The sequence below is a fragment of the Streptomyces sp. NPDC005576 genome (assembly GCF_042871745.1).
In the GTDB taxonomy this organism is placed as follows: Bacteria; Actinomycetota; Actinomycetes; order Streptomycetales; family Streptomycetaceae; genus Streptomyces.
In genome coordinates, this window is the sequence record NZ_JBIAJC010000019.1 from 140,448 (window position 1) to 152,487 (window position 12,040).

Sequence of the window (12,040 nt, forward strand, 5' to 3'; positions counted from 1 at the left end):
GCGACCGGGCAGTGTGCTGCTCGCCCCGGCCGGTCCGGTCGTCGCCCGTGTCGGCGCGGGGCCTACGCGTCGGGGGAGCCCGCGCCCAGTGCGGACGCCGTGTCCTCGCCGCCCCAGCCGCCGGGGGTCCACCAGAGGACGCGGACGCCGAAGACGTCGCGGACGGTGTCGGCGGACCAGTCCTCGGTGGGTGGCTCACAGAGGACCAGGTAGCGGGCCGCCGCCGGGGAGGGCAGGGTGTGGTCGATCTCCAGGAGGCGGGTCGCGCCCTCGCGGAAGTCCTCGTAAGCGGCGCGTCCCGCGCCGAGCACCTCGTAGAGGAACAGCCCGCGCTCGGTGACACAGCTGACGTCGACGATCTCGGAGTCGGTCGGCTGGATGTCGGCCAACAGCAGGGCCGACTTGAGCGCGTACCGCACCGCTTCGTGCCTCTTGCCGGTGCGGTCGGCGGCGGCCGAGTCCGCCAGCACCTGGCGGAACACCTCGTGCGGGGCGGGCGGGACCTGCACGGGGAGGGCGGGCGCGTCTTCGGCGGTGGTCACGGGGGTCACGGCGTCGCTTTCCTCGGGGGAGTGCTGCGGCTGGAGCTGGGGCTCGGGCTCGGGCTCGGGCCGGTCGGGCCGGGTCACGGGGGCGGGGGCCGGGGCGGAGGGAGGCGCGGCCCCGGATTCCGCGCCGGATGCGGGCGGCTCGGCACCGGCGTCGGCACCAGCAACCGGACCGGGCCCCGCACCGGCACCGGCCCCCGCATCGGCATCGGCATCGGCATCGGCCGCGCCCGCGCCGCGGGTACGGAGTGTTTCCAGCGCCTCGGCGAGGGCTTCGTGCCAGCCCGAGCCGGACAGTTCGGCCGACAGCCCGGCGGTGTCCAGGGTGTCGTCCTTGAGCGCGCGGTTGGTGGACGCCGCGAGGTCGCGCAGCACGCCGAGCCGGTCGCGGTCCGGGGAGCCGAGTACGCGCCGGACGTCCACCCAGTCCGCCTGGTCGCGGCGGAGGATGCGATTGGCCATGCCCTGGAGTTCGGAGAGGCGGGCTCGGGCGTCGGGTACGGACACCATGTCCCGGTCGGCCGCGAGCAGTTCGGCGAGCACGGTGACGGCTCCGACGTAACGGTCCGCCATCCTCGGCGAGATGGGGAGGCGGCCCCGTTCGTCGGCGGTGAGCACACTGTGGTTGGTCTCGTTGGCGAAGACCCAGGTGTCGAGTTCCTGGCCGGGACGGGGCGGCGCGGAGCCGTGTCGGACGGTCAGCACGAGCGCCCGGTCGACGGCCGGGGCGAGCGCCTTGACGCGGTAGCGGCCACCCGGGCCGGGGCCCAGGACCCGTACCCGGATGTCGGAGCCGATCTCGGGGGCGTCGGCCTCCGGCGCGGTGCCGTGATCCGCCGCCTCGGAGTCCGTCGTGGTACGGGCATGTGCGGCCGGGGCGGCCGGGGCGGCATCCGGCCCGGGACCGGTGGCGGTGCCGGTGCCGTCTTCGGTCCGGGGCGTGAGGGCCTCCGGGAGCGGGGAGGTGTGCAGCACGGTGAGGCTCTGGGTGCTGCGGGTCAGGGCGATGTAGAGCTGCCGCAGTCCGGCCGGGCCGGTGTCGGCGATGGTGGCCGGTTCGAGGACCAGGACGTGGTCGTACTCCATGCCCTTGGCCTGGGTGGCGGCCAGTACGGACACCGCCTCGCGGGCCGGGCCGGTGATCTCGGGGCTCCGGTCGAGCCGGCCGCTGATCTCCCCGAGCCAGCGCGAGTCGTCGGGGACGATGACGGCCACGGACCGCAGGGTGCGCCCGTCGTTGGTGCCCACCAGGCGGATCACCTGGGCCACGGTGTCGTCGAGGAGCTTCCAGGGCTCGGTCGACAGGGTCCGCACGGCGTCCGCGCCCGCCTCGCGCACGGCGCGCGGGTACGGCAGCGACGGGGCGACCACGCGGGCCAGCGGGGCGACGAACTCCATGATCTCGGCGGGCACGCGGTAGCTGGTGTTCAGCTCCGCGACCCGCCAGTCGCCGTGGTCGGAGAGGAGCGTGCCCAGCCGGTCCCAAGCGGTGTACGGAACCGGTCCGGTGGCCTGCGCGAGGTCGCCGAGCACCGTCATCGAACCGCCCCGGGCCACCCGGCGGCGCAGGGCACGGGCCTGCATCGGGGTGAGGTCCTGGGCCTCGTCCACGACGATGTGGCCGTAGCGGCGGGGGATCTCCCCGGCGATGAGGTACCGGAGTTCCTCCAGGCAGACCCGGTCGTCCAGGGTCCACGGGTCGCCGTCCGCGCGCTCCGCGCGGGGGCGGTGCAGCGCGCGCCGCTCGTCCTCGCTCAGGACGTCCTCGGCGCAGGCGCGCAGCAGTTCGGGCGAGTCGTAGAGGGTGCGCAGGGCCTCCCGGGCACCCGGCGAGGGCCAGACGCGGTCCACGAGGCGTTCGACCCGGCGGTTGCGTTCCAGGCTGCGGCGGATCGTGCCGTCCGCGCCCCGGCGCGGGGCGATGGCGGTGAGTTCACGCAGCAGCCGGTCCACGATCAGGCTGCGGAAACGGTCGCGGCGCTCGCGGTAGGCGGCTTCGCCGCCCCGTGCCTCGGCCAGCAGGGCGCGGACGTCGGAGCCCCCGATCCGCAGGGTCGCGCTGCCGGCGGTGACGGTGAACGCGGGTTCGTCGCCCTCGAAGGACGGCGGGGTGAGCTGACCGTCGATGGCCTCGGGGTGGCACTCGTGCTCGACGCGGCGCCGCAGCACCGCCGCCATGCGCTCGTCGGACTTCACGGCACGGGCCTGCGGATCGTCGGTGCCGAGCAGCTCGCCTTCCCAGAGGCGGGAGAGCTGGACGGTGTTGACGTCCCGGGTGCCGAGGGTCGGCAGGACCTGGCCGACGTACTCCAGGAAGCGCTGGTGGGGGCCGATGACGAGGATGTCCCGGGCGTTGAAGTGCTCGTTGCTGACCAGCCAGGTGACCCGGTGCAGGCCGACCGCCGACTTACCGGTACCGGGCCCGCCCTGGACGACCAGGATGTCCGAGGGCGACCCGGTGACCAGGTCCATCTGGTCGCGGCGAATGGTCTCGACGATGTCCCGCATCCGGCCGCCGCGCGAACGCTGGAGCTCGCGGAGCAGGAACTCGTCCGGCTGCGAGGGCTTGCGCCGCCGAGTCCGTGCGAGGTCGCCGGGCGTGGCGGACGGGACGCGCAACCTCCTTCGCGGGACAGGGACATGGGGGCCGGTGAGGTGACCGGGCGGGTGGCCGGCGTCCGGTACGCCGGGTGCGTCGGGTGCGTCGGGCCCAGCCGGTACGGCATCCGACGGGGCTCCGTCGTGGGCCGTCTTCCGTGGGACTTGCGTGTCCTGCGTGTCCTGCGTGTCCTGTGCGTCTTGTACTTCCTGCGGGTCGGAGGTGTCGTCTCCCTCCGGAGTGGTCGAGGCGGTCCCCCGTGGCCCCGGGACGCCCACAGCGTCTGCGGGTTCCTGCACCGGACCGGCCTCCACCACCGGTGCGATGTCGTCGTAGTAGTCCTCCACCACCTCCCGCACGCACCGCAGTTGGCGCCGGAGTTCCACGTCCCCCGGGTCCGCGGGCCGCGCCTCGGACCACTTCTTCGCCATGGGGCTGGTCCACAGCAGGACGACCGGCTCGTTCTCGGCGTCCGGTACGTACCGTCGCCCGATGTACCAGGGGCGGGGCCGACCCCCCCGGTTCCTCCGGTGCATCGACGCGGGAGAAGACGAGCGACTCGTCCCCCAGGCCGCCGTACGCCTCTGCGCGCGCCTCCGCCGCCATCCGGTTGGCGACGCCGTCCTTGCCGCTCGCCGAAGCGGTGGCGGCCGACGTGCCGGTCATGCCCGCCAGCCGTGTGGTGTAGCAGTCGTACGCGTGGTCGACGGCCTTCTGCTCCCCGGCGAGGACCTCTTCGCGTGTGGTCGTGCTCATGTGCATCCTCCCTCGCGGAGCACACGAGGCCCCGCTACGGGCCGGCGCCCGTACCCCGGGGACACAACTATCAGAGACCGTACGGTGACGAACAGTCAGGGTGGCGCTTCCCGGACAGCGGGGTCCGGTGGGGGCGCGGTCCGGTCGTGCGGGGGCCGTTCCGCTCGTTCCGGGCCGCCGCGAACCGATCGCGCGCACCGGTGGCGCGTGCTGTCGGCGCGCCCTCCTGGCGCGTTCCGATCTCGCGCGGCGGCCCGCCGGATGGACGGACGGCCGTCAGCCGGCCACCACGCGCAGCATCGGGGCGGGCGCCTCGGTGGCGGTGACGACGGCGGTGGCGGCGAAGATCTCCGCACCGTCCTGGAGACCGATGACGTGCACCGGGTACTCGCTCTCGGTGCGCGGGATCTCGGGGGCTTCCGTCGTCTCGATCCAGCAGGGGGCGTTCAGCTCCGCGTAGCGGGAGAAGCGGATCTCCAGGCCGGTCAGAACGCCCCGCCGGGGGAAGGTCCAGCCGTACGCGGCCTGGCGCACGGCCTCGATCAGCAGCATGCCGGGGGCGTGGTCGACCTGGTGGTCGAAGAGGATGGGGTGGCTGATGTCCGTGCGGAGCTGGAGGCGGTGGCTGGTGCTGGTCGGCGCGAGGACCACGTCGTGGAAGCGGTCGCGCCCGACCCGGTGGGGTGCCACCGGCGCCGGCAGCGGCGGAGTCTGGGCGGTGGCCGCGCCGAGATCCGCGTAACGGCCGCGCAGGCGCTCGTAGATGGCGGGTGGCTGGTTGGTGAAGGTCGCCTCGGCGGTGGCCAGGACCGCGCCGTCGCGCATCGCGGTGACGTGCATGGTGAGACCCGCGAGTCTCCGCCCGCGCCGGGTGACGCCGGAACAGGTGATGTGCAGCTCGATGTCGGCGGGAGCGTTGCCGACCACGAGGGCGTCGGGGTTCATCGAGTAGGTGAAGGTGTCCCAGATCTGGCGGTGGCCGAACGGGACTTCGTACGCGGCGTGGCTCAGCAGGGGGATCGCCTGGCGGACGGTCTCGGCGAGCAGCAGCGGGTCGTGACGGCCCTCGTCCGGCGTGTAGAAGCTGTGCGTACGCGGCCACTGGGCGGTGACGACGAAGTCGTCGGGGGCGACGGAACGCCACCCGGTCAGCAGGACCTCCGAGTGGGCGCTCTTGTGCACGTACTCCCTCGGGAGCGCGCTGGAGAGCGAGTCCTGGAGCGATCCGGTGAGCGATTCGGCGAAGGGAAGGGTGTGTGCAGCGGACGTGGACATGCGAGTCCTCCATGAAACGTCATACGCAACGGATGGTGTTCGACCGGCGACGGACTTAAAGTAGAGGATGTTCGTTTTTTTTGTCGAGGGAAGTTGTAGGGAACATGTCTGAACGCAAGCCAAAACGAGCCCCCCAGGAACGCGCGGTTCAGACCCGGGCGGCGATCCTGCGGGCCGCCGCCGAGGTCTTCGACGAGTTCGGGTTCAGCGGTGCCAGCATCAGCAAGATCATGAAGCGGGCCGACGTCACGCAGGGAGGGATGTACTTCCACTTCGGCTCGAAGGAGGACCTCGCCTACGCCGTGATGGTCGGTCAGGGGGACGGCCTGGAGTTCCCCGAGGGCGAGGACGGACTCCAGCGGCTGGTGGACATCACGCTCTACCTCGCCGAGCAGCTGAGGCACAATCCGGTGCTCAGGGCCGGTGTCCGACTCGCGGTCGAACAGGGGGAGTTCGGTCTCCGCGACGATGCCGCTTACCAGTCATGGGTGTTGCAGTTCCGCCAGCAACTCCGCTTCGCCCGGAACAACGGCGAACTCAGGCCGGGTGTCGACGAGTACGAGCTCGCCCAGGTGCTCGTCAGCTCCTTCACCGGAGCCCAGATATTTTCCCAAGTCTCTACCGGACGGGCGGACTTGGTGCATCGCATCGGTTCGCTCTGGAGGTATCTGCTACCGGCCGTCGCCACCGATGAAGTCGGCCGAAAAGTGCTCCTGACGCTGCCGCCCCCCTCGGCCGATCCGGTGTGGCGGGTGGAGACGGACCCCGAACGCGTGGCGGCGGCCGAGCCGGCCCACGCCGGGTCCGGTTCGTCCGGCCGGGGAGCCGGGGCGTGAGCGTGCGCCGGGTGGTCGTCACCGGGGCCACCGGTTTCGTGGGGTCGGCGGTGCTGCGCCGCCTGGCGGGTGCCGGGGAGGACGTCGAGGTGCGGGCCGTGTCGCGCGCGCCCCTCGGCGGCGGCCTGCCCGGAGTCGGCCGGGTGGAGGCGGACCTGACCGACCCCGCGTCGTTACGCGGGGTGTGCGAGGGCGCCGACGTGCTCCTCTCGCTCGCCTCCTACGTCGGACCGGACGCGGCACGTTGCGAGGCGGTCAACTCCACCGGTCCCGCAGCGCTGATGGAGGAGGCGCGACGGGCCGGGGTGGAGCGCGTCGTCCAGCTGTCCACCTGCGCCGTCTACGGGCAGGGGCCCCACCGCGGCGAGGACGTCGGGGAGGTGACACCCGCGCCGGTGTCCGTCGCCAGCCGCACCCGGCTGGCCGGGGAGGCGGCGGTACTCGGGGCGGGCGGGCTGGTCCTGCGGGCGGGGCTCGTCCTGGGGCGGGGCGACCGCTGGGTGGTGCCCGCCCTGGTGGACGCCTTCCGGCGGGTGCCGGCGTCCTGGGACGGGGGTGCCGGGCTCGCGTCCTTCGTCGAGGTGGACGACCTCGCACGGCTCCTCGTGGGATTCGCGCTCGGAGCCGGAGCCGGGGGCGGAGGCGGGCAGGGCGGAGCCGGAGCCGGGGGTGGTCCGGCCCGGGGAATCTTGCACGCCCACCATCCGGTGCCGGTGCGCAACCGGGACCTCATGGACACGCTGGCCGGGATCGGGGTGCTGCCGGCCCGACCGGAGGAGGACTGGTCCTGGAGCAGATGCCTCGACGCCCTGGAGGCGGCGCCGGGGTGGACGAGCGCGCGCCAGTTCGACCTGCTGGCACGGGACCATTGGTACCGCTCCGACGCCGCCTGGGAGCTGGCCGGGGTCGATCCGGGACCCGGTCCGCTCGCCCGGCTCGACGGGGCCGCGCAGTGGTACCGCGAGCGGGGCGGCGCGGCTCCGGGGTGACGGAGGTGGCTGCGCCTCCGGGGTGACGGTGGGGGCCGCGGCTCGCGCGTACCCGTCCGGGTCCCGCGCGGGGCGCGGCCCGCTCATGCCGACCTGCGGCCGTGGTCGAGCGCCGTCCGGGAGCCGTCGAGCGGCTGCCGGTCCTGCGCCCGGTCGCGCACCTGGAGGCTGCGGTAGGCGTAGGCGGCCGACATGAGGGTCATGTGGTGGTGCCAGCCGCGGAAGGAGCGGCCCTCGAAGTCGAACAGACCGAAGTCGTCCGCGAGGGTGCCGAGGGTCCGGGTGCTCCCGGCCGACTGCCGGATCAGGCGGAGCAGGTCGTCCATCCGGTGCTCGGTCATGTTGGTCAGCCAGATCTGGCCCGTCCGGCTGCCGGGCGTGGGCCGCCGGTCGGCGAAGAGTCGGTACGGGCGGCGGATACCGGGCCGCCGACCCGGCTCCGCGTCCGGCAGCCGCACGAGACCGGACTGGATGCGCAACCGCTGGGACCCTCCGTGCGAACCGGTGAGCGGAGGGGCGTACGGGTGGCTGATGTTTCCCATCCGGGCGAAGTCCCCGGCGGCACGCCTGTCGCGCCGGTTCCCGGAGGGCTCCGACCGGTCCACGGTGGTGCCGAGCGTGAGCCCCGCGGCGGCGACCGAGAGGGACGGGGGAACCGACACCAGGAAGTCGTGACCGCTCCGGTCGAGAGCGCCGACCAGCGCGGCGGCTTCGCCGAGGCGGCTGAGATCGGCGACGACGGGCGCGTGCGCCGCTCCGGTGCGCGTGGCGATCGCCTCGACGAGGGTGAGGACGAGCGACTCCGGCGTAGGGAGTACGGCCTCCGGCGAGATGCCCGCCCGGCGGCGCAGCGCCGGGTCGGCGGCCCAGGTGTCGGGGAGCAGCAGCCGCCAGTCGACCGGCACGCTCAGCCCGTCCCGGGAGAGGAAGAGCCCGTATCCCAGCTGGCAGTTGAGGGACCGTCCGACCACGGGATCGAAGCGGCGGTGCACCCCGACGGAGTGCGCGCCGCGCTTGGGGAAGATCGCCTCCGTGATCGTCCAGGAGTGGACGGTGTGGCGCTCCTCGGCCCAGCGGAGCAACTCCAGACGGGCCTGATCCCAGTCCCAGGGGCTGGAGTTGATGAACTGCTGGAGCGACTGCGAAGCGGTGGGCGAGTCGGTGACCGAGGCGGCGAGCCGGCGTACCGACTTCTTGCCCGGGGTGGTGAGCAGGCCCTGGAGGTAGACGCGGGCCCAGCGCCGCTGGTCGGCCCTCGGCAGGTGTCCGAACAGGCGCTCGGTGAAGTCTTCCAGCTCCGTGTCCACGGCGACCAGGGATCTGGTGCGTGCGTGTGCGGTCATCTCTCCCCCTCTTCGCTGCCCGGCACCGGGGTGCGCCAGGTCCACTCTCCATAGAATAGAGAACGTTCGTCTTTTTTTCAGCGTCGCGGTCGCAGCCCGTGCGCGACTTCGGCACATCGGCTCGTTCAGGCCGGTCCCGGCGGCCCCTCCGCCCCCCGGCCCGGGGGGGTCGGGCCGGGGTGAGCCGCGCACGGGCCACCCCGGAGTCGGGTACTGCCCCCGCTACCGCGCCCGTACCGCGCCCGTACCGCGCCCGTACCGCGCCGTGCTTTCCCGGCGGATCTCGTTGCATCTTCGCCAAGTCCGAGTTGTGCGCAACCCGTTGAAAGGCAATTCTGGAGGTTCGCCTCGTCGCTCCGGGAGAACGGGCGGCGGTCAGGGACGAATCGGATGGCAGTGATGGTGAAGTGGTCAAACAAGAACGTGGCGTACGTACCCGGAGTCTTCTCGTCGAGACCGCGGCCACCGAATTCGACAGAGCCGGATATGAGGGCACTTCCATGTCCCGGCTCAGCCACGCCGCGAGCGTGTCGACGGGTGCGCTAACTTTCCACTTCGCCACCAAATCCGAACTGGCCGCCGCCGTCGAGGAGTCGGGATGCTCGGCCGTCCGCGAGGCGGTCGAGGAAGCGATGGCTCCGGGCGGACCGGCGTTGGACACCCTCGCCGCGGTGGTGCTCGCACTGGCCTCCCTGGCCGAAAGGGAGCCGGCCGTACGGGCCGCCGCCCGGCTCGCCCAGGAGCGCCGAGAGGGTGGGCGCGGATGGCTCTGTCATTGGTTGCCGCAGGTGGAGGCATTGCTCCAACGGGCCGCTTCACAGCGGCAGCTGGCCCCGGACGTGGCGCCCCGCACCGTCGTGCTGCTCGTCCTCCATCTGGTGTGCGGCACCGTGGCGCGGGCGCGCGAGGCCGGTGAGGACTCCTCGGGAGAAGCGGTGCGCGAACTCGCCGAGCAGTGGCGGCTCGTCCGCCGGGGAATCGTCGCTCCGGCCGCCGCACGCCGCTGAGGCGTGGGCCGGCGACGCATTTCCCGGGTGGCGCATTCCCGGCCGGCCGTTCCCGGGCGGTGCTCCCGGGAATTCCAGCCACCCGACCTGGATGCGGCCCTCGCGGCGGTCGGTCGTGGCGACCCGTCGCGAGGGGGCCGAAATGCCCAAGTGGCTGATTCACGTGCCCAAGTAGTCCGAGGGGGAGGGGGATCGTTGATCCTGCGGTACGGCGGTCCCTAGCGTCGTATCCATGAATTCCCACGGAAACCCGATCACGAAGGCCGTCATACCCGCGGCGGGACTCGGAACGCGATTCCTGCCCCTGACGAAGGCCACCCCCAAGGAAATGCTCCCGGTGGTCGACAAGCCGGCCATCCAGTACGTGGTGGAGGAAGCCGTCGCGGCCGGTATGTCCGACATCCTCATGGTCACCGGCCGCAACAAGCGCCCGCTGGAAGACCACTTCGACCGCAACTACGAGCTGGAGGAGTCGCTCCGCATCCGGGGCGACCAGCACAAACTGGACAGCGTCTGCGCCTCCACCGAGCTCGCCGACATCCACTACGTACGCCAGCGCGACCCCAAGGGTCTCGGCCACGCGGTGCTGTGTGCCGCTCCGCACGTCGGCCGCGAGCCGTTCGCCGTTCTCCTCGCCGACGACCTCATCGACCCCCGGGACCCGCTGCTGGCCCGTATGACCGAGGTGCGGGCCGCCCGGGGCGGCAGCGTGGTCGCCCTCATGGAGGTCCACCCGGACACCATCCAGCAGTACGGCTGCGCCGCGGTGGAGGGGACGACGGGCGGTGAGGGCGTGCGGATCACCGACCTGGTGGAGAAGCCCGAACCGGGCACGGCCCCCAGCAACCTCGCGGTCATCGGCCGCTACCTCCTGGACCCGGAGATCTTCGAGGTGCTGCGCGAGACGGTCCCCGGGCGCGGCGGGGAGATCCAGCTGACCGACGCCCTGCGCACCCTCGTCCGGGCCGGCCGCCCCGTGCACGGAGTCGTCTTCTCCGGTCGCCGGTACGACACCGGAGACCGAGCCGAGTACCTGCGCGCGACCGTCCGGCTCGCCTGCGAGCGCGAGGACCTGGGGCCCGGCTTCCGGTCCTGGCTGCGCGAGTTCGTGCGTGCCGAGGAAATGGCCCAGCTCTGAAGCTCTGAGAGGGCCACGCGGTGGGCGACTGCGCAGGTTCGGCGGTCGCCCACCCACCCGGAAGTCCGGGTGGCCTCGTCCGACGGGCCCCATGGGGACCCGTCGGGTGCCAACTCCACCACCACTTGGCCAAGTTGCCGGAATCTCGCCGGGGTTCAGCGGCAGCACTGGTTACCGAACGGTACTTATGTAATTTCTTCCCCGGCCGACAGTCAGAGCCCAGCCCGACGCACCCAAGGAGAGGGAAGGAGGTGAACCCCATGGTCGAGAGGAACGCGGGAGTCGTCCTCGGCACCGTGACCGAGGTGCCCATCGGGAATGTGCACGCCGGTGACTCCCCGCGCGCCGTCCGGGTGGACGAGGACCACGCGCGCGCCCTCGCGGAGTTCTGCGAGGTACTGCCGCCACTGCTCGTGCACCGGCCCACCATGCGGGTCATCGACGGGACACATCGACTGAGGGCCGCGGAGCTGCGGGGGCAGCGCACGGTCGCCGTGACGTACTTCGACGGCACGGCCGAGGACGCGTTCGTCCTCTCGGTCGAGGCCAACATCCGTCACGGGCTCCCGCTGACCCCGGCGGAACGCACCGCCGCGGCCCAGCGCGTCCTGCGCAGCCACCCCGGCTGGTCCGACCGGAGCATCGCCGGGCGGACCGGACTGGCGGCCAGGACCGTGGGGTCGCTGCGGCGCCGCACCGGTCCACTGCCCGAACCGGAGGGCCGCGTCGGCCAGGACGGCCGGATCCGACCGATCGATCCGGTGCGTGGCCGGGAGGCGGCGGCCCGGCTGCTGGAACACCGCCCGGCGGCCTCCCTGCGGGAGATCGCCCGGGAGGCCGGTATCGCCCCGTCGACCGTACGGGACGTACGCCGGAGGCTCCGCGAAGGGGCCGATCCGGTGCCCGCCGCCCAGCGTCGCAACCGCGGTGTCGCGGCGGTGGCGCCGGAGGGGAAGCCGGGCGGCCAGGGACCGGGACTGCCTTATCTGGTCGGCAGCCTCTGCAGGGACCCCCTGCTGAAGCTGAGCGAGGCCGGGCGACTGCTGTTGCGGATGCTCGACATCCAGATGAGCGGACTGCGCCAGCGGGAGCGGATCGTCGCGGCGGTCCCGCCCTACCGCGTGAGCACCGCGGCGGCTGCCGCCGCCCAGTGCGCCAGGGACTGGCAGGAACTGTCGGAAGAACTGCGGCGCCGGGCCTCGACGGATTCGTCCGACTGATCCGGCCCGCCCATGAGTACCGGCCTTCCCGAACGGAAGGCCGCTGAATCCGTTCGACGGAAAAGGATGTGTGTGATGGCGGTTTCTGAGGGTGTGCGTGTGGGGGAGGGGCCGGTCCGTTTGGATGGGCGTCTTCGTCTGGTGTTGGTGGTGTTGTTGGTCGCGCAGTTCATGTTGGCGGTGGACTTCTCGATCTTGAATGTGGCGTTGCCGGTGATCGGTGACGGGCTGGGGTTCTCGTTGTCGAATCTGCAGTGGATCGCGACGTCGTTCGCGTTGTGTGCTGCGGGGTTCACGTTGTTGTTCGGGCGGGTCGCTGACTTGTTCGG

The 12,040-nt window shown here is 72.5% G+C and carries 9 protein-coding genes; 6 read left to right on the forward strand and 3 right to left on the reverse strand.

The genetic code is table 11. The features are described from left to right. Positions 1-62: 62 nt before the first annotated feature. Together ACFYPN_RS29295 and ACFYPN_RS29300 are read right to left on the reverse strand one after the other, a co-directional pair. Positions 63-3,578, reverse strand: coding sequence for an AAA family ATPase (locus ACFYPN_RS29295; protein ID WP_389302361.1), 3,516 nt, complete (start codon positions 3,576-3,578; stop codon positions 63-65). A 601-nt stretch (positions 3,579-4,179) separates the two neighbouring features. Next, positions 4,180-5,178, reverse strand: a complete 999-nt coding sequence (locus ACFYPN_RS29300) for a ScbA/BarX family gamma-butyrolactone biosynthesis protein (protein ID WP_389302364.1) — start codon at positions 5,176-5,178, stop codon at positions 4,180-4,182. A 104-nt stretch (positions 5,179-5,282) separates the two neighbouring features. On the opposite strand from ACFYPN_RS29300, the gene ACFYPN_RS29305 reads away from it, so the two are divergent. Beyond that, a complete protein-coding gene (locus tag ACFYPN_RS29305; protein WP_358758134.1) occupies positions 5,283-6,014 on the forward strand; it encodes a ScbR family autoregulator-binding transcription factor in 732 nt (243 codons plus the stop codon). Then, positions 6,011-7,003, forward strand: coding sequence for an NAD-dependent epimerase/dehydratase family protein (locus ACFYPN_RS29310; RefSeq protein ID WP_389302367.1), 993 nt, complete (start codon positions 6,011-6,013; stop codon positions 7,001-7,003). The genes ACFYPN_RS29305 and ACFYPN_RS29310 overlap by 4 nt, the downstream gene beginning before the upstream one ends. A gap of 83 nt (positions 7,004-7,086) precedes the next feature. On the opposite strand, the gene ACFYPN_RS29315 is transcribed toward ACFYPN_RS29310, so the two are convergent. Beyond that, a complete protein-coding gene (locus ACFYPN_RS29315) occupies positions 7,087-8,346 on the reverse strand; it encodes a transposase (RefSeq protein WP_358766265.1) in 1,260 nt (419 codons plus the stop codon). A gap of 407 nt (positions 8,347-8,753) precedes the next feature. On the opposite strand from ACFYPN_RS29315, the gene ACFYPN_RS29320 reads away from it, so the two are divergent. The 4 genes from ACFYPN_RS29320 to ACFYPN_RS29335 all read left to right on the forward strand — a co-directional run. Beyond that, positions 8,754-9,353 (forward strand): TetR family transcriptional regulator, encoded by a 600-nt coding sequence (locus ACFYPN_RS29320; protein WP_389302370.1) that lies wholly within the window; start codon positions 8,754-8,756, stop codon positions 9,351-9,353. Between the two features lie 232 nt (positions 9,354-9,585). After that, positions 9,586-10,491 (forward strand): UTP--glucose-1-phosphate uridylyltransferase GalU, encoded by a 906-nt coding sequence (gene galU, locus ACFYPN_RS29325; protein WP_358766261.1) that lies wholly within the window; start codon positions 9,586-9,588, stop codon positions 10,489-10,491. Positions 10,492-10,751: 260 nt separating this feature from the next. Continuing rightward, a complete protein-coding gene (locus tag ACFYPN_RS29330) occupies positions 10,752-11,711 on the forward strand; it encodes a ParB N-terminal domain-containing protein (RefSeq protein ID WP_358766259.1) in 960 nt (319 codons plus the stop codon). Between the two features lie 75 nt (positions 11,712-11,786). Beyond that, positions 11,787-12,040, forward strand: a 254-nt coding sequence (locus tag ACFYPN_RS29335) for an MFS transporter (protein ID WP_389302374.1), incomplete at its 3' end; no start/stop codon positions are given.

Bases quoted from the DNA above. Each gene is read 5' to 3' on its own strand.
- galU (WP_358766261.1), top strand. From the start codon at position 9,586: ATGAATTCCCACGGAAACCCGATCACGAAGGCCGTCATACCCGCGGCG.
- ACFYPN_RS29295 (WP_389302361.1), bottom strand. From the start codon at position 3,578: ATGGCGAAGAAGTGGTCCGAGGCGCGGCCCGCGGACCCGGGGGACGTG.
- ACFYPN_RS29315 (WP_358766265.1), bottom strand. From the start codon at position 8,346: ATGACCGCACACGCACGCACCAGATCCCTGGTCGCCGTGGACACGGAG.
- ACFYPN_RS29330 (WP_358766259.1), top strand. From the start codon at position 10,752: ATGGTCGAGAGGAACGCGGGAGTCGTCCTCGGCACCGTGACCGAGGTG.
- ACFYPN_RS29305 (WP_358758134.1), top strand. From the start codon at position 5,283: ATGTCTGAACGCAAGCCAAAACGAGCCCCCCAGGAACGCGCGGTTCAG.
- ACFYPN_RS29300 (WP_389302364.1), bottom strand. From the start codon at position 5,178: ATGTCCACGTCCGCTGCACACACCCTTCCCTTCGCCGAATCGCTCACC.